17 protein-coding genes are annotated in these 22,172 nt (G+C 65.5%); 14 read left to right on the forward strand and 3 right to left on the reverse strand.

All coding sequences use genetic code 11. The annotated features are described in order from the left end of the window. Positions 1-55 precede the first annotated feature (55 nt). The gene (locus L2Y97_RS02810; protein ID WP_247432704.1) at positions 56-2,632 is read right to left on the reverse strand and encodes a penicillin-binding protein 1A; all 2,577 of its coding nucleotides are present in this window, start codon (positions 2,630-2,632) and stop codon (positions 56-58) included. Positions 2,633-2,867: 235 nt separating this feature from the next. On the opposite strand from L2Y97_RS02810, the gene L2Y97_RS02815 reads away from it, so the two are divergent. The 11 genes from L2Y97_RS02815 (at position 2,868) to L2Y97_RS02865 (ending at position 15,129) form a co-directional block, all read left to right on the forward strand. Continuing rightward, positions 2,868-3,926 (forward strand): pilus assembly protein PilM, encoded by a 1,059-nt coding sequence (locus L2Y97_RS02815; protein ID WP_247432706.1) that lies wholly within the window; start codon positions 2,868-2,870, stop codon positions 3,924-3,926. Next, positions 3,926-4,627, forward strand: coding sequence for a PilN domain-containing protein (locus L2Y97_RS02820; protein ID WP_247432708.1), 702 nt, complete (start codon positions 3,926-3,928; stop codon positions 4,625-4,627). The genes L2Y97_RS02815 and L2Y97_RS02820 overlap by 1 nt, the downstream gene beginning before the upstream one ends. Continuing rightward, positions 4,624-5,277, forward strand: a complete 654-nt coding sequence (locus tag L2Y97_RS02825) for a type IV pilus inner membrane component PilO (RefSeq protein WP_247432709.1) — start codon at positions 4,624-4,626, stop codon at positions 5,275-5,277. Before L2Y97_RS02820 ends, L2Y97_RS02825 begins: the two co-directional genes overlap by 4 nt. After that, positions 5,274-5,801, forward strand: a complete 528-nt coding sequence (locus L2Y97_RS02830) for a pilus assembly protein PilP (RefSeq protein WP_247432711.1) — start codon at positions 5,274-5,276, stop codon at positions 5,799-5,801. The genes L2Y97_RS02825 and L2Y97_RS02830 overlap by 4 nt, the downstream gene beginning before the upstream one ends. 19 nt (positions 5,802-5,820) lie before the next feature. Further along, positions 5,821-8,049 (forward strand): type IV pilus secretin PilQ, encoded by a 2,229-nt coding sequence (locus L2Y97_RS02835; RefSeq protein ID WP_247432713.1) that lies wholly within the window; start codon positions 5,821-5,823, stop codon positions 8,047-8,049. A gap of 129 nt (positions 8,050-8,178) precedes the next feature. After that, positions 8,179-9,174, forward strand: coding sequence for an AAA family ATPase (locus L2Y97_RS02840; protein WP_247432714.1), 996 nt, complete (start codon positions 8,179-8,181; stop codon positions 9,172-9,174). After that, entirely contained in the window at positions 9,171-10,091 is a 921-nt protein-coding gene (locus L2Y97_RS02845) for a DUF58 domain-containing protein (RefSeq protein ID WP_247432716.1), read from the forward strand. Before L2Y97_RS02840 ends, L2Y97_RS02845 begins: the two co-directional genes overlap by 4 nt. Next, a complete protein-coding gene (locus L2Y97_RS02850; protein ID WP_247432718.1) occupies positions 10,091-10,588 on the forward strand; it encodes a DUF4381 family protein in 498 nt (165 codons plus the stop codon). The genes L2Y97_RS02845 and L2Y97_RS02850 overlap by 1 nt, the downstream gene beginning before the upstream one ends. Next, entirely contained in the window at positions 10,575-11,561 is a 987-nt protein-coding gene (locus L2Y97_RS02855) for a VWA domain-containing protein (RefSeq protein WP_247432720.1), read from the forward strand. The genes L2Y97_RS02850 and L2Y97_RS02855 overlap by 14 nt, the downstream gene beginning before the upstream one ends. Further along, positions 11,558-13,447, forward strand: coding sequence for a tetratricopeptide repeat protein (locus L2Y97_RS02860; RefSeq protein WP_247432722.1), 1,890 nt, complete (start codon positions 11,558-11,560; stop codon positions 13,445-13,447). The genes L2Y97_RS02855 and L2Y97_RS02860 overlap by 4 nt, the downstream gene beginning before the upstream one ends. Then, positions 13,444-15,129 carry a BatD family protein gene (locus L2Y97_RS02865; RefSeq protein WP_247432724.1) on the forward strand — a complete coding sequence of 562 codons (1,686 nt, stop codon included), beginning with the start codon at positions 13,444-13,446 and terminating at the stop codon, positions 15,127-15,129. The genes L2Y97_RS02860 and L2Y97_RS02865 overlap by 4 nt, the downstream gene beginning before the upstream one ends. On the opposite strand, the gene L2Y97_RS02870 is transcribed toward L2Y97_RS02865, so the two are convergent. After that, positions 15,126-15,638: an O-acetyl-ADP-ribose deacetylase gene (locus L2Y97_RS02870; RefSeq protein WP_247432726.1), complete on the reverse strand. Its 513-nt coding sequence runs from the start codon at positions 15,636-15,638 to the stop codon at positions 15,126-15,128. The genes L2Y97_RS02865 and L2Y97_RS02870 overlap by 4 nt on opposite strands. A gap of 41 nt (positions 15,639-15,679) precedes the next feature. Between L2Y97_RS02870 and L2Y97_RS02875 the strand changes: the two genes are divergently transcribed. The 3 genes from L2Y97_RS02875 to L2Y97_RS02885 all read left to right on the forward strand — a co-directional run bounded on the left by L2Y97_RS02875 (position 15,680) and on the right by L2Y97_RS02885 (position 20,550). Next, positions 15,680-16,183, forward strand: a complete 504-nt coding sequence (locus tag L2Y97_RS02875; RefSeq protein ID WP_425492842.1) for a MarR family winged helix-turn-helix transcriptional regulator — start codon at positions 15,680-15,682, stop codon at positions 16,181-16,183. Positions 16,184-16,299: 116 nt separating this feature from the next. Continuing rightward, on the forward strand, positions 16,300-17,436 hold the full coding sequence (locus tag L2Y97_RS02880) for an efflux RND transporter periplasmic adaptor subunit (protein ID WP_247432729.1): 1,137 nt from the start codon (positions 16,300-16,302) through the stop codon (positions 17,434-17,436). Between the two features lie 12 nt (positions 17,437-17,448). Further along, positions 17,449-20,550, forward strand: coding sequence for an efflux RND transporter permease subunit (locus L2Y97_RS02885; RefSeq protein ID WP_247432732.1), 3,102 nt, complete (start codon positions 17,449-17,451; stop codon positions 20,548-20,550). 130 nt (positions 20,551-20,680) lie between these two features. On the opposite strand, the gene L2Y97_RS02890 is transcribed toward L2Y97_RS02885, so the two are convergent. Further along, positions 20,681-22,123 (reverse strand): M20/M25/M40 family metallo-hydrolase, encoded by a 1,443-nt coding sequence (locus tag L2Y97_RS02890; protein ID WP_247432735.1) that lies wholly within the window; start codon positions 22,121-22,123, stop codon positions 20,681-20,683. Positions 22,124-22,172 lie beyond the last annotated feature (49 nt).

Below are 22,172 nucleotides of genomic sequence, written 5' to 3' on the forward strand. Positions count from 1 at the left end.
CCCATATAGTGATAAGCGTTGCCAATGGACTCACGGCTTTGTTCCGTGCCGCGCGTCAGAAGATGTCGTAGGCGTGGTCCTGCTGTTCCTCCTGCTGCTTCTGCTGTGCCTGTTCGCGGAGGCGGTCGACGTCCTCCACCTTCATGATTTCATTCATGCCGCCCGGCGAGGGCAAGCCTGAACCAGGGTCGATCTGTACGGTGGCGATACCCGGCGGCATGGCCAGCGTATGCGAGGGCTTGTCCTTCAGTACGGCGCCCATGTAATCCATCCAGATCGGCAGTGCCGCCTTGGCGCCGAATTCGCCCTTGCCCAGCGAGCTGAAGTCGTCGAAGCCCACCCATACGGCCGTCGATACATCGCCGTTGAAGCCGACGAACCACGCATCGCGGTGATCGTTCGTGGAACCGGTCTTGCCGGCGATATCGTCCCGGCCCAGCGCCTTTGCCGCCGAGCCGGTACCGCGCTTGACCACATCCTGCATCAGCGAGGTCACGAGGTAGTCGTTGCGTACGTCGATAACGTGGGGCGCGAGCTTCGGGGCTTGCGCCGCATTGTCATGTGCATCGGCGGGCAGCACGGCGTCGCCGGTTGCGGCGATTCCGGCGCTGGCCGAGGAAGCGGGCTTCGCCGGAATCAGCGCCGTGCTCGGTTGATTGGGCGGCCCGGGCGGGGTCGGGTTGAGCAGCCGTTCCTGGCAATCCGCGCAGGCGCGCTCGGGGTTGGCCACATACACCGGGTTGCCATCGCGATCGTCGATACGCGAGATGAAGTAGGGCGTGACGAGGTAACCGCCGTTGGCGAATACGGCATACCCGCGTGCCATGCTCATGGGCGACACCGATGCGGTGCCGAGGGCAAGCGACAGGTTCTGCGGCAACGCATCCGGCGTAAAACCGAAGCGCGTCATGTAATCGCGAGCGTAGCGGACGCCAATCGCATCGAGCAGGCGCACGGACACCAGGTTCTTGGACTGCACCAGCGCTTCGCGAAGGCGCATCGGGCCACTGAACTTGCCGTCGTCATTGGAAGGGGTCCAGACGCCATCCGGGCGGCTCGGATCCGGGAAGGCGACAGGCGCGTCGTTCACGATCGATGCGGGCGTGAAACCCCGTTCGAAGGCGGATGAATACAGATAGGGCTTGAAGCTGGAGCCCGGCTGGCGCGCTGCCATGACGGCACGGTTGAACTTGGAACGGGCGAAGCTGAAGCCACCGACCAGTGCGCGTACGGCGCCATCTTCGGGATCGACGGAGACCAGCGCAGCCTGCACGGCCGGGATCTGGGTCAGGCGCCACGGCCCCTTGTTCGAATCGGGCTTGCCTTCCGTCGTGGTGGCCGCCGTATCGGAGGCCTTGGCATCTTCAGAAATATCGTCCTTCTCGCTGCGGATAAGGCGGACGACATCACCGCGCTTGAGGACGGCATCGACGCGCGTGGGTGCCGCGCCCGCGCGGCCCTCATTGACGTACGGCCGGGCCCAGGTAATGGACTCCAGGCTCAGCGTCGCCGATTCCTTCTCGTTGAGGTACACCGTGGCCTCCTTGGCACCGGTCGCCGTGACGATGGCTGGCATCATGCCCGCCACCGGCGTGTAGCTGGCGAGAACGCGATCGAAGTCCTCGGGACCGGCACCCGCTGGTAGCTCCTCATGGCCCTCGGGCCCACGATACCCATGACGGCGGTCGTACGCGGAAAGGCGCCCGCGCAGTGCATCGTTCGCCGCGGCCTGGCTCTCGCTCGGCACCGTGGTGTGCACCACGTAGCCCTCGGTCAGGGCGTCGTTGCCGAGTTTCTCCAGCGTCTGCTGGCGCACCATCTCAGCAAGATAGGGCGCATCCACCTCGATCTGCTGTTCGTGCGGGAACGCGTCGTTCGGTTCCTTGATCGCCTCGTCGTATTCGGCCTGGGTGATGAAGCGGTTCGAAAGCATCTGGCCGAGAACCCAGTCGCGGCGGGCGATCATTCGCTTGGGGTTGTTCAGCGGGTTGACCACGGACGGGAGCTGGAACGTCGAGGCGATCGTGGCGCACTGCGCGACGGTGAGCTGGTCCAGGGTCTTGCCGTAGTAATACGAAGCGGCGGCGGCGACGCCATAGGCGCGGTGCCCAAGGAACATCTTATTGAGGTAGAGCTCGAGGATCTGGTCCTTGCTGAGCTCGTTCTCCATACGCAGCGCGATGAACATTTCTGTCAGTTTGCGCGAATACAGCTTCTCGGGGCTGAGGAAGAAGTTGCGCGCGACCTGCTGGGTAATGGTGGAGCCGCCGGGCCCCTTGTCCCCGCCCGAGACGATGACGTGGATACCCGCACGGGCGATGCCGTGCCAGTCGATGCCAGGATGGCTATAGAAATCGCCATCCTCGGCCGATAAGACAGCATTCTTGAGGCGCGCCGGCACGTCGGCGATGCGCACGGGAATGCGTCGGGTCTCGCCGAACGATGCGATCAGCTTCCCATCGGAGCTGAGGACGCGTAGGGGAACCTGCATGTGGTAATCGCGCAACACCGCCACGGAAGGCAGGCGGGGCGCCAGGAGCCAGTAGGCGACGCCAATGGCGCCCGCCACGAACAGGATGCCGGCCAGGGCCAGGTACAGCGCGTAACGCAGCAGACGCTTGAGGATTCGCATGAAGGGGAGGGGTCACCGCCATATAGGTCGTGGCGGAGTATAGAGCCTCGACACCCCCGGGAAGGGGTGGGCGAGGTTCGACCCGGTATGAAGGGGGGACGCTAACCCATCGTCAGGATTTGTGAATTAGTGCCGATAAGGGCCCTGACGGGCCGTTGCTTATCCGTTAAGTTTTAGATCTAATGCCTTCGCGCCGAAGACCAAATTCCGACAAGGCGCGGGGAAGGGGGACACAGTGGGGCTCTTTACACCCAAGGCGGCGCCGTTGATCGGTGTCGACATCAGTTCGACCGCAGTAAAGCTGCTGCAGCTCAGCGAGGCAGGTGGGCGCTATCGCGTCGAACACTATGCCGTTGAGCCGTTGCCGCCCAACGCCGTCGTCGAAAAGAACATCGTCGAGGTCGAGGCCGTCGGCGAGGCGATCCGTCGCGCTCTGGCCCGTTCCGGCGCCAAGGTGAAGCACGCCGCGGCGGCAGTCGCGGGGTCGGCGGTTATCACCCGGATCATTCCTATGTCGGCCGACCTCTCCGAGGACGACCTCGAGGGCCAGATCCAGGTTGAGGCCAACCAGTACATTCCTTACCCGATCGAGGAAGTTAGCCTCGATTTCGAGGTTTTGGGGCCCGTACGCGACAACCCGGAGATGAATAACATCCTCCTGGCCGCCTCGCGCACCGAAAACGTTGACATGCGGATCGCTGCGCTCGACCTCGGCGGATTGACCGCCAGGGTGATCGACGTCGAGGCGTTCGCCATGGAGAACGCCTTCGCCATGGTGGCCGACCAGCTTGCCGTCTCCAGGGATGCCCTGGTGGCCGTGGTCGATATCGGTGCCACGATGACGACGCTGGCCGTGCTGAAGAACCAGCGGACCATTTACTCCCGTGAGCAGGTGTTCGGTGGCAAGCAGCTCACCGACGAGATCATGCGGCGGTATGGCCTGTCGTACGAAGAAGCCGGTCGCGCCAAGCGCAAGGGTGGCCTGCCCGAATCGTACGAGATGGAAGCCCTCGAGCCGTTCAAGGAATCGCTGGTCCAGCAGGTCAGTCGCCTGCTCCAGTTCTTCTTCGCCGGTAGCGAATACAGCCGCGTCGACCAGGTGGTCCTGGCCGGCGGTTGCGCTTCGATCGAAGGCATTACCGAAATCCTCGAGCAGCAGCTTGGCGTGCCTTGCGTGGTCGCCAACCCGCTGGCTCGCATGTCCCTGTCCAGCAAGGTCCAGGCCCAGACCCTCGCCCAGGATGCCCCGGCACTGATGATCGCCGTCGGCCTGGCCATGCGGAGCTTCGACTGATGGCACGGATCAACCTACTTCCCTGGCGCGCAGAGCGCCGCAAGCAGCGCGAGCGTGAGTTCTACATGCAGCTGGGTGTTGCCTTCGCGGCAGCCCTGGTGGTGCTGATCGGCTGGTCGTACTGGATGGGTGCGCGGATCGATAACCAGGGCGAGCGCAATACCTACCTGCAGGGCGAGATCAAGCAGCTGGATGATCGCATCGCGAAGATCAAGGACCTGGAAAAGGTCCGCGCCGGCCTGCTCCAGCGCAAGCAGATCATCGAGCAGCTGCAGGCGAACCGCTCGCAGATGGTCCACCTGTTCGATGAACTGGTGAAGACGATCCCGGCAAGCGCCCGCCTCGGTTCCATGAAGCAGTCGGGCGACTCCATGTCGCTGGATGGCGTGGCTCAATCCAACTCCAGCGTGGCCGAGTACATGCGCAACATCGAGGCATCGCCCTGGATGGGCCATGCCGACCTTCGCAAGACGGAAAATACCCACGACGATTCACGCATGCCGTACGCCTTCGGCCTCGACGTCAAGCTGAATACGCCCAGCGCCGATGCCCCCGCCTCATCCTCCACAGCGGCGATGCCAGCGGCCGCGGGCGCCGCGCCCGCCGTCGTGGCGCCCCCTGCTACCGCCGCAACGCCCGCTCCGGCTCCGCCTGCCGCAACGCCATCGACTGCAGCCGCTCCGGCAGGAGGCAAGCCATGAGCTTCTTGGATGACCTGCGCAACCTTGACCGCAATAACGTCGGCGGTTGGCCCAAGTCGATTAAGATCTTCTTCACGGGCCTGGTATTTGTCATCGTCATGGCCGTGGGCTGGTATGTAGAGATTAGCTCCCAGCAAGACGAACTGGCCGGCGCTGAGTCGCAGGAGGAGTCGCTGAAGAGCGAGTTCTCCCAAAAGCAGGCGAAGTCCGCCAATCTGGAGGCGCTCGAACAGCAGTTGGCAGAAATGCAGGACATGCTGCGCCAGTTGTTGCGCCAGCTGCCTAGTAAGACTGAGATGCCGGAGCTGCTGGTCGATATTTCACAGACAGCCCTGGCCGCAGGTCTGGAGTCCGACCTGTTCCAGCCAGGTCCGGAAACGCCGAAGGACTTCTACGCCGAGAAGCCAATCACGTTGCGCATGGTGGGTACTTACCACCAGTTCGGTACGTTCATCAGTGGCGTCGCCTCGCTGCCCCGCGTCGTGATCCTGACGCTTCACGATGTGTCGCTGAAGCCCAAGGACGAGGACAAGAAGGGGGGCGGATCCGGGCAGCTCGTGTTGCAGGGAACGGTGAAGACCTACCGGTACCTCGAAGATGACGAGGCCGCGGCCCAGCAGAGCAACGTCAAAGCAGGGGGTGCCCAGTGACCAGCGTCCGTCACTCTCACCTCCGCCTTCTGGCGGTCGGCCTGGTCGTCGTGACCTTGGCAGGCTGCACGAAAGGCCAGTCGGACCTACGCGATTGGGTCGATGCAGAGAAGCACAAAAAGGGCGAGCCGATCCCGCCGCTGCCTGTGATCCGTACTTTCGAGACCTTTGCGTACCAGGACCAGACTGCGCGCGATCCGTTCAGCCCGAGCACGGCCGAAATGGATAACTCCGCCAGCACCGGCCCCCGTCCGGATGAGAACCGTCCGAAGGAGCCACTGGAGATGTTCTCCCTGGATACCCTGAAGATGGTTGGCACGGTAGGTGCAGGTTCCAGCCTGGAAGCGCTCGTCAAGGATCCCGGCGGCGTGATCCATCGGATCCATCGCAATGAGTACATGGGGCAGTCGTACGGTCGCGTCACGGCCGTGGGGGAAGACCGCATCGATCTGGTCGAACTGGTGCCCAACGGCACCGGCGGCTGGATGGAGCGTCCGGCAAGCATCGCGGTCGGCGACAAATAAGAACTCGGGGATGAAGCACATGACGACCAATTCCAATCATCTGCCGGGTAGCGCGCGTCACCGCACGCGGCGCTGGACCCTCGGCGTCGCGCTGGTCGCGGCGTTCGGGTTCGCCGGCAGCGCGGCGGCCGAGACGGCGCTGAAGAACGTCACGTACGATGCGCAGCCTGGCGGCCGCGTCGAGCTGACGCTCGCCTTCTCCGGTCATGCACCGGAACCGAAGGTCTTCACGACCTCGAATCCGCCGCGCATCGCCATCGACCTGCCGGATACCACCAACGCGTTCTCCACGCGCCACCTGGACGTGGGCACCGGGTCGACGTCGGGGGTGTCCGTGGTGGCCGCCGGCGGCCGTACCCGCGTTACGGTCGAACTGTTCCGCGATTCGGCCTACAAGACCCGTGTGGATGGCAACAACCTGATCGTGACCGTGAATAACGGGCCGTCGGGTGCCACGACCACCACGGCCATCGTGTCCGATCCGACCAAGGCCCTGCCGTCCAGCGCAGGCACCCCGCTGTCGAATATCGATTTCCGCCGCGGACAGAACGGCGAAGGCCGTGTGGTGGTTACGCTTGGCAGCGAAGGCACCACGCCGGAAATGCGTCGCGAGAGCGATAAGGTGCTCGTCAGCTTCACCGGTGCGACGCTTCCGCCGAAGCTTGCCCAGCGCCTGGATGTGCTCGACTTCGCGACGCCGGTCCAGTCGATCCAGTCGTCGTCAGTGCCTGGTGGCACGCGCATGGAGATCCGCACGAAGGGTGAGACGGACGTCTCGGCCTACCAGAGCGGCACCGAGTACGTGATCGAAGTGGCGCCGAAGAAGGCCGCTCCGGTGACCGGTAAGGCCGCGAAGGGTCAGGAACCGACCTATTCGGGTTCCCGCCTGACCTTCAATTTCCAGGATATCCCGGTCCGTTCCGCCCTGCAGCTCATCGCCGACGAAGCCAAGCTCAACCTGGTGGCGTCCGATAGCGTGGGTGGCAGCGTGACGCTCCGCCTGGTCAACACCCCATGGGACCAGGCGCTCGACGTGATCCTGCGTGCCAAGGGCCTCGACAAGCGCCGTAGTGGCAACGTCATCTGGATCGCGCCGCAGCAGGAACTGGCCACCTACGAACAGAGCCTGGCCGATGCACGCCAGAAGGCCGAGGACAACGCCGAGCTCGTCGCGGACTACATCCCGATCAGCTACGGCAAGGCGGAAGACATCGCCAAGCTGCTGACCTCGGGCAGCATGCAGAGCACGGGCGGCGGCACGACCGGCAACACGGCGCGCGGCTTCCTGTCGGCGCGCGGCAGCGTTTCGTTCGACGACCGTACCAACACCCTGCTGATCAACGATACGCCGGAGAAGATTCGCGACCTGCGTGAACTCATCGGCACGCTGGACCGCCCGGTGCAGCAGGTGCTGATCGAGTCGCGTATTGTGGTCGCCACCGACACATTCACCCGCGATCTCGGCGTTCGCTGGGGTGTCCAGGCCACACAGACCAACTCGAGCGGCCAGGTGATCGGTACCACGCCTGATCTCACGAGCGGTGATGCGCCGAACCAGGGCACAGCTGGGCTGGCGACCCAGGTATGGAATGCTAACCATGCTGCCGCAGGGACGCAGAGCACCATCACCTACCCGGGTGGCTACAACGTCAACCTGCCGGTCACGAACCCGGCCGGTAGCCTGGGTCTGGCGATCCTTGGCTCGAACTACCTGGTCGACCTGGAACTCTCGGCAGCGCAAACCGAGGGCCGCAGCGAAGTCATCTCGAGCCCGCGCGTTATTACGGCCAACCAGCAGGAGGCCGTGATCAAGCAGGGTACCGAGATTGGTTACGTTACCTACCAGGCTTCCAGCACGGGTGGTGGCGCATCGAATGCGACGGTGCAGTTCAAGGATGCCGTGCTCGAGCTGCGCGTCACCCCGACGATCACCGCTGACAGCCGCGTCTACCTGAAGATCAACGTGAAGAAGGATGCTCTCGCCGGCAACACGCCGTCGCCGGGCGGTGGCTTCGTCCCGTCGATCGACACCCGCGAGATCAACACCTCGGTGCTGGTCGACAATGGGCAGACTGTGGTCCTGGGTGGCATCTACGAGATCACCAAGGCCAACACCACCAAAAAGGTGCCGGGTCTGGGCGATATCCCGGGTATCGGCGTCCTCTTCCGCAACACGTCCCGCCAGAACGACAAGGCCGAACTGCTCATCTTCGTTACGCCGCGTATCCTGAGTAACACGCTGCAGTAACTCGCATTTCCGGCAGTACCCGAGGGCGGCCGCAAGGCCGCCCTTTTTTTATCCCCCCCTTCCGGCCCTAAACTTTACGGCCCCGCTGTGGTCTCATCGGGCCTGTCGTCCGTTTTATGAGCCACCGCCATGCCCGAGACCCTGCCCGCCGCCACGACGCCCCTCCAGGAGGCGTTCGTCCGCCTGCGTAGCGAGTTATCCCGTGGAATCATCGGCCAGCCTCACCTGGTGGAGTGCCTCCTTATTGCCCTGCTCGCCGATGGCCACCTGCTGGTGGAGGGCGCGCCGGGCCTGGCCAAGACCACCGCCATCAAGGCCCTGGCTACCCGGGTCGAAGCGGATTTCCACCGGATCCAGTTCACCCCGGACCTACTACCGGCGGACTTGACCGGCACGGACATTTTCCGGCCACAGACCGGCACGTTCGAATTCGAACGGGGCCCGCTGTTCCACAACATCGTCCTTGCCGATGAAATCAACCGCGCCCCGGCGAAGGTTCAATCGGCCTTGCTCGAAGCCATGGCGGAGCGGCAGATCACGATAGGTCGCCGAACCTGGCCGCTCCCTGAGTTGTTCATGGTGATGGCCACGCAGAACCCCATCGAGCAGGAAGGAACGTTCGCGCTCCCCGAAGCGCAGCTGGATCGCTTCCTCATGCACGTCACCATCGGGTATCCCGATGCCGATGCCGAACTGGCTATCCTGCGCCTGGCCCGCGAGCAGGCGCGCGAAGCCATGCATCCGGTCACGCCCCCCGCGCACATGCTGCGCCCGGCCGACGTCTTCGCGGCACGCGACGCCGTGATGGCCGTGCACATGGCCGCGCCGCTCGAGCTTTACATCACGCAGTTGGTCGTCGCCACGCGTGACGCGGGCCGTTATGGCGCGGAGCTTGCGCGCTGGATCGCGTGGGGCGCGAGCCCGCGCGCAAGCATCGCGCTCGATCGCTGCGCCCGCGCCCATGCGTGGCTGGCCGGCCGGGATTACGCGTTGCCGGAAGACGTCCACGCCATTGCCCACGAAGTGCTCCGCCACCGTGTGCTACCCAGTTACGAAGCCGAGGCGGAAGGCGTTCGGGTGGATACGGTGATCGACCGCCTGCTGGATCTCGTGCCGCTGCCGTGAGCGCCGTTCCCCACGTCGCGGATCCCCGCGTAAACGTCGCGCTGCCCGAACTCCTGGCACTTCGCTCGCGGGTCATGCGTGCCGCGCCTCCGCCGGTGGTCTCGCGCGCACCGCGCAGTGGCCAGCGCCCCGGGCGGCTGCACGGACGCGGCATGGATTACGCCGAATCACGTGTCTACCAGGCGGGTGACGATGTGCGCCGCATGGATTGGCGCCTTACGGCGCGCAGCGGTGTCGCCCACACCAAGCTCTTCCAGGAAGAGCGCGAAGGTCGCCTGCTTGTGTTGCTGGATACGAACACCAGCATGCGCTTTGGTACGCGTGCACGCTTCAAGTCGGTGCAGGCTGCGCGCGCGGCGGCGACCGCGGCGTGGTACGCCATCCGCGGTGGCGATCGAGTGGGTGTGCTGGCATTCGGTGGCCAGCAACGCTTATTGCGCCCGCAAGGTGGCCCGCGCGGTGCGCTGGCGGTATGCGGTGCACTCGCGGCGTGGGATGCCATGCCGCCGGGTGCCGACGAGAGTCTGTCGGCCGCCTTGCAGCGCGCCGGGCGCCTCATGCATGGCGCGTCGAGGGTCCTGCTTGTGAGCGATGGCTTTGCCGTGGATCCGCCCGCCTACGGCCGCATGCTGAGCCTGGTCAACAAGGCCGAGGTCCGCATCCTCACCGTGGCCGATCCGCTTGAGATGGCCGAGCCGCCGGCCGGCCGGTATCCGTTCGCACATGATGGCGTGCACTACGACATCGCACTGCATGGTGAGCGCCAGCGTGCTGACTTCGCCCGTGCGCTCGGTGAAGGGCGCGAACGCCTCACGGCACTCGCGAGCCAGCTTGGCCTGCTCAAGCGCACCATCGATACGACGGCAGACCCGCTCAACGCCGTCATCGACTTGCTCGGCCCGCAGAGGGCGCGCTGATGCCGCCACAGGGTCCCGAGCTTCGCGACATCCACGTACCGCACGTGCCCTGGTGGCCTCTTGCGCCGGGTTCGTGGGTACTCCTTGTGCTGGTGGTTGCGTTGCTCATGCTCGCCGCATGGGCCTGGCACCGCCGCGTGCGGCGACGCCGCTATATCAATCATGTGCTGGCGGAGTTGTATGCAGCGCGAGCCCGCCACGATGTCGACGGCGATAACGCTGCCTTCGCGGCAAGTGCGCATCAGCTGGTTCGCCGTGTCGCGCGCGCCCGCGATGCGCAAAGCGTCACGTTTGCTGCAGAGGCATGGCGGGCCGCGCTTGCCGCCATGGCGCCGAAGCGTGATGTCTCGCGGCTGGCCACGCTGGGCGATGTCATGTATCGCCCGCGTGCGCCGCTGGATATCGATGCCGTTACCGCGGATGTGGATGGATGGGTGCGCGATGTCCTTGCACGCGCCGGCAAGCCTGCCCGGGGGAGGTCGCATGCACCTTCCTGAGTTTGCATGGCCGTGGCTGTTCCTGGCGCTGCCATTGCCCTGGCTGCTACGCCGTGTTTTGCGTCCGGTACGCCCCGCGCAGGCGCTGAACCTGCCACAGCCCGGCATCACGTTGATGCCGGCATCGGCCAACCGCGCTTCATTCGCTGCATCAGCGGTCATGGTATTGGCCTGGATGTGCCTGGTCGTGGCGGCCGCACGCCCACAACACCTCGGGCCGCCCGAGCCGCAGAAACGCAGCGGTCGCGCCACCATGCTCGCGGTGGATCTGTCGGGAAGCATGTCACTCGATGACATGCAGCTGGCTGGGCGGCAGGTCACGCGCTTCGCCGCCGTGGAGGCCATCGCGGGTGACTTCATCGACCGGCGCGCCGGCGATGAGCTTGGCCTGGTGCTGTTTGGTTCGCAGGCTTACCTGGTGACGCCACTCACCTACGACCTGGATGCCGTGCGCGCCCAACTGCACGACGCCGTCGTAGGTTTGCCGGGGCGCGAAACCGCGATCGGCGACGCCATCGCTGTCGCCGTCAAACGCCTGGCCGATCTACCGCAGCAGGCTCGGGTACTCGTCCTGCTTACCGATGGCGTGAACAACGCAGGCTCGATCACGCCGCGTGAGGCGGCGCGTGCTGCGAAGGCCGCCGGTGTACGCGTTTATACGATCGGCATCGGCGCGACAGCCATGCGCGTGCCGGACTTCTTCGGATCGCGCATCGAGAACCCGTCGGCGGACCTCGACGTGGGCATGCTGACCGATATTGCGAACCAGACGGGTGGCCGGTTTTTCAGGGCGACGGATACGGATGAGCTCGCGCAGGCGTATCGCCAGATCGACCAGCTCGAGCCCGTGCCGCAGCAGGGAGCTACCCTGCGACCGCGCGATGAGCTGTTCCGCTGGCCACTGCTTGTGAGCCTCGCCTTGCTTGTCGCAGCGTTGTTGCCACGCTGGTTGCCGGGCAGGGCGACGCCATGAATACGCTGTTCAACCACTTTCATTTCCTGCAGCCCAACTGGCTCTGGCTGTTGCTGTTCGTGCCGCTGCTGGCCTGGGCGATGCTGCGCCGCTCGCCGGAAGTTCGCGTCCTGGCCCGCCTTGCCGACCCGTCATTGCTGCCCTACTTGCTCGATGGCGCGCCGCGATCGTCACGCATCCCAGCGTGGGCCGTGGCGTCGGCCGCGGTACTGGCAATCATCGCCCTGGCGGGGCCATCGTGGAGCAGGGCGTCGGAACAGCTCTTCAGTGAGCGGGCTGCACAGGTTGTCGTGGTATCCATGTCGCCACGCATGCTGGCACGCGATGTGGTGCCCGATCGCCTGAGTCGTGCGCGCTACAAGGTGCGCGAGCTTTACAGCGCAAACAGCGACGGCATGAACGCGCTGGTGGCCTACACCGGTGAATCGTTCACTGTCGCGCCACTCACCACCGATGCGCACAGCGTCGACGATCTGCTCGCGGCGCTGGCGCCAGACACGATGCCGGTGGGCGGCGATGATCCCGGCAAAGCGATCGACCAGGCGGTGGACCTTATCCACCATGCCGACGTACGTGGCGGGTCCATCGTCGTCGTAACCGATCGCGCCGACGCGGCGGCCGTGGCGGCAGCGCGCCGCGCCCTGGCGGCCGGCGATCGTGTTTCCGTCCTTGGCATCGGCACGCCGCGCGGTGGACCCATCACCACGGATGATGGCCAGTTCCTCAAGGATGAGCAGGGCCGCATCGTGATGGCACCGCGCGATGATGACTCGTTGCGCGCGCTCGCCACGGCGGGCGGTGGCGCCTATGCCGTCGCGTCGGATGACCGCGGCGACATACAGGCGATGGCGGCGGCCTTGCGCGATGCGAGTACCGCGAAAGCCACCGATGGCGCGACGGCCACGCAGTGGGAAGACCGTGGCCCGTGGTTCCTGCTGCCGCTGTTGCCTCTGGTGGCGTTGGGCTTTCGTCGCGGCTGGTTGCTGGTGCTTGCGCTGGCGCTGCTTCCTGCCGCGCCGTCGCACGCCGCGTCAGTGCGCGATGCCTTCCGCACGCGCGACCAGCAGGCCGCCGCTGCGCTCGCAGCCGGCGATGCAAAGAAAGCCCAGGGCGTGGCGGAAAGTGCGGCGATGCGTGGCGCCGCCGCGTACCGCGCGGGTGATTACGCCGCCGCGCAGGATGCTTTGGCCCACGCGACCGATAGCGATGGCCAGTACAACCTGGGTAACGCACTTGCAAAGCAACAGCACTACGACGAGGCAATCGCAGCCTACGACCGGGCGTTGAAAGCGAACCCGGCCAATGCGGACGCTGCAGCGAACCGCAAGGCGGTCGAAGATTTCCTGAAGCAGCAGCAAAAAGACAAGAAAGACGACCAGGGCCCCAAGGGCAAGCAGGACGGCCAGCCCGACAAAAAGCCCGGCGACCAGGGCAAGGACCAGCAGGGCCAGCAAGGCCAACAGGATGATCCGTCGAAAGGTCAGCAGGGCGGCCAGTCCGCGGGCGGCCAGGATCAGAAGGAGCAACAGGGCGCGCCCGGCCAGGCCGGCGAAGGCGAAGGCAAGGACAAGGCGACCGACGCCGGTAAGGCACAACCGCCGCAAGGTGATGCGAACAGCAAATCGGCCGACGAACGCGCCCAGGCGGCGCAGGCCCAGCAGGCGCTAAAGCAGAAGATGGATGCGGCGCTCGCAGGCAAGGACAAGGGCGAGGGCAAGGACGAGCAGCATGACCTGGGCCAGTTGTCCGAGTCCGAATCGTCCTCGAAGCTCCCGCCCGATGTGCGCAGGCAACTGCTGCGCGTGCCGGATGATCCGGGTGGCTTGCTGCGCCGGAAGTTCATGCTTGAATACCAGCGCCGCCATGGCGCGGAACCGGAGGAATGATGATGCGCCAGGCATGGCTGGCCCTCGCCCTGTCACTGGTGGTGGCGGTTGCGCATGCGCAGCCCGTGGCACCCGTGGCATCGCTCGATCGCACCCGCGTTGGCGTCAGCGAAACGGTGACGCTCAATATCGAGGTGGCGGACGATAACCTGGGTAATCCCGATCTATCGCCGCTGGCGGCGGATTTCTTCGTACTGGGTACATCCACGAATCACTCGTTGAGCATCGTCAACGGCAAGCGTGAAGCGCACACCATCCTGGGTATTGCGTTGCGCCCGAAGCACGAAGGCCAGGTGACCGTGCCGGCGTTGTCGATCGGCGGCCAGCTTACCCAGCCCTTGCCGCTTTCCGTCGAGGCCACCAGCCATTCGCCTGCCGATGCCGCCAACCGCCCGGTGGTGCTCGAAGGCAAGGTTGATCCTGCGACTGGCTACGTGGGGCAGCAGTTCGATTACACCCTTCGCCTTTACTTTGCGGTGAACCTGGCCGATGGCCAGTTGGGTGATCCCTCGGCGGAAGGCGCCGAGATTCGCCGCATCGGCTCCGATGCCAATTTCCAGACCGAACGCGGAGGCCGCCGTTTCAACGTGGTTGAGCGGCACTACGCCATCATTCCGCAGCACGCCGGTTCGTTGGAGATTAAGCCGCCCGGTTTCCAGGGTACGGCGGTCGACCCGACCGACGTGAATTCGTTCTTCGGTGCCGGTGAACCGGTGAACGCCGTGGCGCAGCCCGTTAGCGTCGAGGTGCAGAGCCGGCCAGCGAGCGCGCCCGATGGCGCGTGGCTGCCCGCGCGGTCGCTCACGCTGTCGCTGGATGGTTTTCCCGCCGATGGCAAAGCCCGTGTCGGCCAGCCCATGACCCTGGCGATGCGCCTGGATGCCACGGGCCTGCCGTTCGAGGCGCTGCCCGCGTTATCACTGCCGAAGCTTGACGGCGCGGACGTCTATCCCGATAAGGCCGTGACCGGCAGCAGTACCAACGGGCCGTGGATCACCGGCCGCCGGCAGCAGGGCTTTGCCGTGGTGCCGACGCACGCTGGCAGGCTGCACATTCCAGAAACCACGTTGCACTGGTGGAATGTCACCACCGACAAGCCCGAGACCGCTGTCGTGCCTGCCCGTGATATCGAGGTGGCGCCCGCTATCGGCGGTGCGCCCGTGACCTCGCCCGGCACACCTGCCATGCAGCCCCAGGCCAGCCCCGCGACGCCTGTCGCCACCGAACGTGCGGCAGTCACGGGTTTACCCTGGCCGGCGATCGCCGCAGGCATGGCCATTCTCTGGCTGCTGACGGTGGCCATCTGGGTGGTGTCGGCGAAGCACAGGCGTCGTGTCCGTGCCGAAGCTCCCGTTGCCGCGCAGGCAGACCCCGTTCGCCCGCGTGCGGCACGTGAGGATTTTCTCAGGTCACTCGCGAGCGGGGACGTCATCACCATCGAGCGCGCGCTACTGAGCTGGGCGCGTTCCATCCGCCCCGAAGTCCGCATTCTGGGCGATCTCGCCAAGGCACTCCGCCCGGGTGAGCAGCGCGACGCTATTTCGGCCCTGCAGCGGGCTCGCTTCGGCGGCGGCGCGCTGGATACGTCCCGCTGGCGCGAGGTCTTCGACACCGGGTTCGACTGGGCGCCGCCCGCCGGGCCTGCGGATAACGGCGGGCTGCCGCCGCTGTACCCGCGCTAGCTACCCAGGGCATCCCGGTAATGCCCAGCCATTGCCGGGCTGAATGCACAAAACACGAGCCGCGCGGGTACCCATGCGGCCTCGCGCACGCTATCCACCGCTATACGCGCCGCCAGGTTCGCGGGGTAGCCGTACACGCCGGCGCTGATCGCCGGGAAGGCGACGCTGGCCAGGCCCTGCTCGCGGGCCAGCGCCAGGCTTTGGCGGTAGCAAGCACCGAGCAACGCCGGTTCACCCCTTCCACCGCCATGCCACACGGGTCCGACGGTATGGATGACCCATGCCGCAGGCAGGCGGAAACCGGGGGTGATCCGTGCTTCCCCGGTGGGGCAGCGCACCCCGGCGCGCGTTTCCGGCAGGGCCCGGCACGCAGCCAGCAGGGCTGGGCCCGCTGCCCGGTGGATCGCCCCGTCCACGCCACCCCCACCCAGCAGGGACTCGTTGGCGGCGTTGACGATGGCGTCGACGGCCAGGGTGGTCAGGTCGGCCACGACGACTTCCGGGGTCATGCTGCATCCTCGCTTGTGACGGGTGGGCACAGATGGATACGATGCGAGCCCAACCGCAAGAAAAGCCGACGACCACTCCCGCCATGGCCGACCAGCTCAAAGTCGAAGATATCTCGTTTGGTTACCTGCTCAACGATGTCACGCTGCTTTTCCGGAAGCACTTCGACCGGCGGGCGGTGACCTTCGGGCTGACCCGTGCACAGTGGCGGGCCCTGAAGTGGCTGCATCGCCGGCCCGGCATGCGCCAGAACGAGCTGGCCGAGCAACTGGACATGGAGCCCATCGCCGTGGGCCGCGTGATCGACCGCCTCCAGGCGGCCGGGTTCGTGGAGCGCCGCCCCGACCCGAAGGATCGCCGGGCCTGGCGCCTGCACGATACCGAGCAGGCACGTAGTGTCATCGATGACATGGAAGATATCTCCCGCGGCCTGCGCCGCGACGCCACCCAGGGCATTGCCTACGACGACCTGGAAAAGATGCTCGCCGTACTGGAGCGCATCAAGGAAAACCTCCAGGCGCTGGATGAGCCTGCCGGGGAAGACTGAGCGGGTGTCAACGCATCACGGGGACCTGCGTTTCCTACATGGATGTCCCGACTAAACCCATGTCCGCGCTATCCCCGGCGCGGCGACCGAACCCCACGGTTTCGGCCGGAGTAGCCATGCAACGTTCCCCAGGGAAGAAACTCGTCCTCATCACCGGATTGGTCGTGCTCGCTGCCATAGGCGTTGGCGTGTGGCGGCACGGCGCGGACGGGAAGGATGCACAAAAGCCCTCCAGGGCGGCCCCCGCGGCTGGCACCCCGGTCACCACCGCGGTCGCTACGCGCGGCGAAATCGATCTTTCGCTCAAGATCATTGGCCGTGCCGAAGCCTATTCCACGGTGAACATCCGCTCGCGCGTGAACGGGCAGCTGGAAACGCTGGCGTTCACGCCGGGTGCGCACGTCACCAGGGGCCAGCTGCTTGCCCAGGTCGATCCGCGCCCGCTGAGGGCCGCGCTCGATGAAGCGCAAGGCAAGGTGGCCAGCGACCAGGCCCAGCTCACCAAGGCCGAGGCGGATCTCGCGCGGTATCAGAACATGCTCGGCAAAGGTTTCGTCAGCCGCGCCGATTTCGATCTTTACAAGGCCAATCTCGGTGTAGCTCGCGCGGCGCTGGAGAGTGATCGGGCCGCGGCCCGTGCCGCGCAGGTGCAGCTCGATTTCACGACGATCACGGCGCCGTTCGATGGCATTACCGGTGCGCCGCTTGCGTACCCCGGTGCGACCCTCACCGCGGACACCACCGACATCGTGGTCCTCAACGAAGTCGATCCGATCCGCGTGGCCTTCGCTATTCCGGAAGATAGCCTGTCGGCGGTGCGCGCCAGCCAGCGCCGGGGCGCGTTGCCGGTGGAAGCAAAGATTCCCGGCGATACGGGCGGCCCGCTGAAGGGCGAGCTGGAGTTCGTCGATAACGCGGTGGATGCCACCACCGGCACCATCGTATTGAAAGGGCGCTTCGCGAACGCGGATGGCCGCCTGACGGCTGGGCAGTTCGCCGAGGTCACGTTGCCTACGACACGCCTGACCGATGCCGTGAGTATTCCCGTCATCGCCCTGCAGAGTTCCACGTCGGGCACGTTCGTGTTCGTGGTCAAGCCCGACCAGACCGTGGAGCAGCGCAGCGTCACCACGGGTGCCAGCACGGCGACGCGCGTAGTCATCGACAAGGGCCTGGCCGAAGGCGAGCGCGTGGTGACCGAGGGCCAGATGCTCCTGGTGGATGGCGCGCGCGTCCGCATCGACAAGGGCTGAGGAGGCCGCGGCGTGAACCTGCCTGAACTGTGTATCCGCCGCCCGGTGATGACCACGCTGCTGATGGCGGCGCTGGTGATCTTCGGCATCGCGGCGTACCCCAAGCTCCCGGTCAACGAGCTGCCCAACGTCGATTTCCCCACGATCAACATCAGCGCAAGCCTGCCTGGCGCCTCACCGGAGACCATGGCGTCATCGGTAGCGACACCGCTGGAAGCGCAGTTGTCGACCATCGCCGGTATCGATTCGCTCACGTCATCCAGTTCACTGGGTTCGACGACCATCACCGTGACGTTCGCGCTGGATCGCAGCATCGATGGCGCCGCGCAGGATGTGCAGGCGGCCATCTCGGCGGCACAGCGCCAGCTGCCGCAGGACATGCCGACGCCGCCGACCTACCGCAAGGTCAACCCGGCCGACGCGCCCATCCTGTTCCTCACCATGCAATCGTCCACGCTGCCGCTATCCACGGTGGATGACTACGCAGAGACGGAGCTGGCCCAGCGCCTCTCCATGGTGGAGGGCGTCGCGCAGGTCAACGTGTACGGCTCGCAGAAGTACGCCGTGCGCATCGCGGTGAATCCCGATCGTCTCGCGGCCACGGGCATCGGCGTGGACCAGATGGCCAGCGCGATCGCCGCGGCAAACGTCAACAAGGCGACAGGTTCGCTCAATGGCAGCCGTCAGCTGCTGTCCATCCGATCGGACGGGCAGTTGATGCGCGCCGCTGACTACAACCAGGTAGTACTCGCCTACCGCAACGGCGCGCCGGTTCGCCTCTCGGATATCGCCACGCCGCGCGATAGCGTGCAGGATGACCAGAAGGCGAGCTGGTTCAACGGCAAGCGCGCCATTACCCTCGCGATTCAGCGCCAGCCGGGCGCGAACACCGTGGAAACCGTCGATCGCATCCTCGCACTGCTGCCTGGGTTCGAAGCGACCTTGCCGCCGTCGGTCAAGCTCAACGTCATGTACGACCGCTCGGTATCGATCCGCGATTCCGTGCACGACGTGCAGTTCACCCTGGTGCTCGCGGGCATCCTGGTGGTGCTGGTGATCTATCTGTTCCTCGGCAATGCATCGGCCACGCTGATTCCCGCGGTGGCCTTGCCCATCTCCGTGCTCGGTACGTTCGGTGCGATGTTCGCGTTGGGATACAGCCTGGATAACCTCTCGTTGCTGGCGCTCACGCTGGCGGTCGGCTTCGTCGTGGACGATGCGATCGTGATGCTGGAGAACATCATGCGCCACATCGAAATGGGCGAGAAGCCGTTCGATGCGGCCGTGAAGGGCGCCAACGAGATCGGCTTCACCATCTTCTCGATGACCTTATCGCTCGTCGCCGTGTTCATCCCGGTCATGTTCATGGGTGGCATCGTCGGCCGGCTGTTCCATGAATTCGCGGTGGTGATCAGCGTATCGATCCTGATTTCCGGCTTCGTATCAATCACGCTCACCCCCATGCTGTGCAGTCGTTTCGTCAAGGCACACGACCACGACAAGCGCAGCCGCATCGTCGTGTGGTTCGATGCGGGGTTCAGTGCAGTGACATCCGGCTACACCAGCACGCTGGCGTGGTGCATGCGCCATCCGCGTGTCGTGCTACTCGTGTTCGCGCTTAGCCTGGGCGCCACAGGCGTACTGTTCGCCGTCACGCCCAAGGATTTCATCCCGGCCGGCGATAGCGGCCAGCTGCGTGTCACCACGGAAGGCCCGACCGATATCTCGTTCGCCGCCATGTCCGCGCGCCAACAGGCGCTGGCGGAAATCGCCGGCAAGGATCCGAATATCGGCGGCTATATGTCCAGCGTCGGCGCGGGTGGTGCACGCGCCACGATCAACTCGGGTTCCATCCTGCTGACCTTGCGCCCGGCAGCCGAGCGCGGCCATACCACGCCTGACGAGATCATCCAGGAGCTCCGGCATAAGTTCGCCCAGGTGCCGGGCATCCGCACCTATATCCAGAATCCGCCGGCTATCCAGGTCGGCGGGCGCCAATCCAAGGCGCAGTACCAGTACACGGTGCAATCGACCGACCTGCAGGCGCTTTACGCTTGGTCGGGCAAGCTGGTTACCGCATTCCAGAAGCTGCCCGGGTTTCAGGATGTCACCACCGACCTGGACCTCAACAGCCCATCCATGGTGGTCGAGGTCAATCGCGACAAGCTCGCGCCCATGGGCCTCACCATGGACCAGGTGCAGACCGCGCTCGGTACGGCTTTTGGCGAGAACCAGATTTCAACCATTTACGGTTCGGCCACGCAGTACTGGGTGATCCTGCAGGTGGACCGCGGCATGCAGGATGATCCCGCGGTGCTGTCCAAGCTTTACGTCACCGGGGACTCCGGCAAGCTCATTCCGTTGAATACCGTGGCGCGGTTCGAGCGCAAGCCGCAGGTATTGACGGTGAACCACCAGGGCCAGCTGCCCGCCGTCACCGTGTCGTTCAACCTGGCGCCCGGCGTGTCGCTCAGCGATGCCGTGGCGAGCATCGACCGCGCGACGACCGAACTGAAACTGCCCGCAACACTGAGCGGCAGCGTGCAGGGCACGGCGCAGGCGTTTCAGGATTCGATCAAGGGCATGGGCCTGCTGTTGCTGCTGGCCGTGTTCGTGATCTACCTCGTGCTTGGCATCCTGTACGAGAGCTTCATCCACCCGCTCACCATTCTTTCCGGCCTGCCGGCCGCGGCAGTCGGTGCACTCCTTACGCTGGTGATTTTCAACGCATCGCTGGATCTGTTTGCGTTCGTGGGCATCGTGATGCTGGTGGGCATCGTGAAGAAGAACGCGATCATGATGATCGACTTCGCGCTGGAGCGTCAGCGAGACGAAGGCATGGCGCCCTTCGATGCGATCTTCGAGGCGTGCCGCGTGCGTTTCCGCCCCATCATGATGACGACGATGGCGGCGTTCGCCGGCACGCTGCCCATTGCGCTGGGCATTGGCGCTGGCGCCGAGACGCGCCGCCCGCTGGGCCTGGCCGTCGTCGGTGGCCTGGTGGTGTCGCAGATCCTGACGCTTTACCTCACGCCGGTGATCTACCTGTACATGAATCGCCTGCAGGATCGCGTGGCACCGAAGCAGATCGGCGAGCCCGTGACCGGGCACTGACACGCACTACGGGCGTGGCGTTTCCGCTTCGTTGGCTTATCGCGCGCGAGCGCGCTCCTACAGGGGCTGGTGCATGCGCGAGGCGGGGCGCGTTCCCGAAGGGTTCGCGCCCCGCCCGCGAGGTACTACATCAATCGTGCGCGCCGTCTTTGGCGAACGCGCCCGGTGCGGAGCCGAAGTTGCCATCGGCCATCGCCGCCATGTAGGCGAAGGTGGCGTACACCGCCACGTTCTGTGCGAGCGCCTTCGGGTCGATCTTGTCGAGCGTATCGTTGGCGTTGTGGTGGTAATCGAAGTAATCGGTGCCGTCCTGCGTGAGCGACAGCGCGGCCATGCCCTTCGCATGCATCTGCGAGAGGTCGGAACCGCCGCCACCTGGCTTCTGCGCATCGTAAGCCACGCCGATCGGCTCGATCACCTTGGCGATCTGTTCGATGGCGCCGCGCGCTTCGGGCTTCACCGATGCAGACATGCGCCAGATGCGGCCCGCGCCGAAATCCGATTCCGTGCCCAGCTGGAACTTCGCGACGTCCTTCGCATGCGCCTCGGCGTAGGCGCGGCCGCCCCACAGGCCCATTTCCTCGTTCGCGAACGCGATGACGCGGATGGTGCGGTCCGGGCGCTGCGGCATGTCCTTGATCAGCTTCGCCGCGGCGGCTGCGATCGCCACGCCGGCACCGTCATCGATGGCGCCGGTGCCGAGGTCCCACGAATCCAGGTGGCCGCCGATCGCAACCACCTCGTTGGGCTTCGTGCGGCCGGTCACTTCGGCAATGACGTTCGCGCCTTCATAGGTGCCCTTGAAACCGACATCGAGGTCGAGCTTCAGGGTGACCGGCTTGCCTTCCTTCAGGATGCGCTCGAGCTGGTCCGCATCCGGCAGCGACAGCGCGGCGGCAGGGATCGCATCCTTCGGATCGGTGAAGCCGGTGACGCCGGTATGCGGCGTGCGGCTGTGCGGGTCGGTGCCGGCCGAGCGCAACAGGTACGCAGCGGCGCCCATCTTTGCGGCCAGCACGGGGCCGCGCGTGCGCGTGGCGGAACCCATGCCGTAGTCGTGGCCATCCTTCTGCTGGGTCATGTGCGTGCTGACGTACACGATCTTGCCCTTTACCGTCGCGGGATCAGCAGCCTTAAACGCCTCGAGCGTATCGAACGCCACGACCTCGGCGGTGAGGCCACCGGCCGGCGTGCCTGCGGAATACCCGAGCGCGGTGAGCGCAAGCGGCTGGGGGAAGGGTGCCACGATGGCCGCGTGCTCGCTGTGGCGTTCCCACAGCGGGTAGCTCACCTTCTCGGTGTATACCTTGTCGAAGCCCATGGCCTTGAACTTCGCCACGGTCCATTCGACGCCGCGCTTGTCGGCTTCGCTACCCGCAAGGCGGGGACCCACTTCCGTGGTCAGTCCGGACACGAACTCGTAACCGGTGTTATCCGCCATCGCCTTGTCGCGCAGTTCGGTCGCGGCGGCCACGGCCTTGGCCGGGATGGTGGTGGCCTTGTCGGCCGCGTGGGCGGAGCAGGCAAGCGCAATGCACGCGGCGAGCGCGTGGAAACGGAAGGCTGAACGCATTGGGGAACCCCTGGGGACGGAAACCCCGATTATGGACCCCTCAGCGGGG

The sequence above is a fragment of the Luteibacter aegosomatissinici genome (assembly GCF_023078495.1).
In the GTDB taxonomy this organism is placed as follows: Bacteria; Pseudomonadota; Gammaproteobacteria; order Xanthomonadales; family Rhodanobacteraceae; genus Luteibacter; species Luteibacter aegosomatissinici.

Coding starts and splice junctions, on each gene's coding strand:
- L2Y97_RS02835 (WP_247432713.1), top strand. CDS start 5,821: ATGACGACCAATTCCAATCATCTGCCGGGTAGCGCGCGTCACCGCACG.
- L2Y97_RS02865 (WP_247432724.1), top strand. CDS start 13,444: ATGATGATGCGCCAGGCATGGCTGGCCCTCGCCCTGTCACTGGTGGTG.
- L2Y97_RS02850 (WP_247432718.1), top strand. CDS start 10,091: ATGCCGCCACAGGGTCCCGAGCTTCGCGACATCCACGTACCGCACGTG.
- L2Y97_RS02825 (WP_247432709.1), top strand. CDS start 4,624: ATGAGCTTCTTGGATGACCTGCGCAACCTTGACCGCAATAACGTCGGC.
- L2Y97_RS02870 (WP_247432726.1), bottom strand. CDS start 15,638: ATGACCCCGGAAGTCGTCGTGGCCGACCTGACCACCCTGGCCGTCGAC.
- L2Y97_RS02820 (WP_247432708.1), top strand. CDS start 3,926: ATGGCACGGATCAACCTACTTCCCTGGCGCGCAGAGCGCCGCAAGCAG.
- L2Y97_RS02810 (WP_247432704.1), bottom strand. CDS start 2,632: ATGCGAATCCTCAAGCGTCTGCTGCGTTACGCGCTGTACCTGGCCCTG.
- L2Y97_RS02855 (WP_247432720.1), top strand. CDS start 10,575: ATGCACCTTCCTGAGTTTGCATGGCCGTGGCTGTTCCTGGCGCTGCCA.
- L2Y97_RS02840 (WP_247432714.1), top strand. CDS start 8,179: ATGCCCGAGACCCTGCCCGCCGCCACGACGCCCCTCCAGGAGGCGTTC.
- L2Y97_RS02860 (WP_247432722.1), top strand. CDS start 11,558: ATGAATACGCTGTTCAACCACTTTCATTTCCTGCAGCCCAACTGGCTC.
- L2Y97_RS02890 (WP_247432735.1), bottom strand. CDS start 22,123: ATGCGTTCAGCCTTCCGTTTCCACGCGCTCGCCGCGTGCATTGCGCTT.
- L2Y97_RS02880 (WP_247432729.1), top strand. CDS start 16,300: ATGCAACGTTCCCCAGGGAAGAAACTCGTCCTCATCACCGGATTGGTC.
- L2Y97_RS02875 (WP_425492842.1), top strand. CDS start 15,680: ATGCGAGCCCAACCGCAAGAAAAGCCGACGACCACTCCCGCCATGGCC.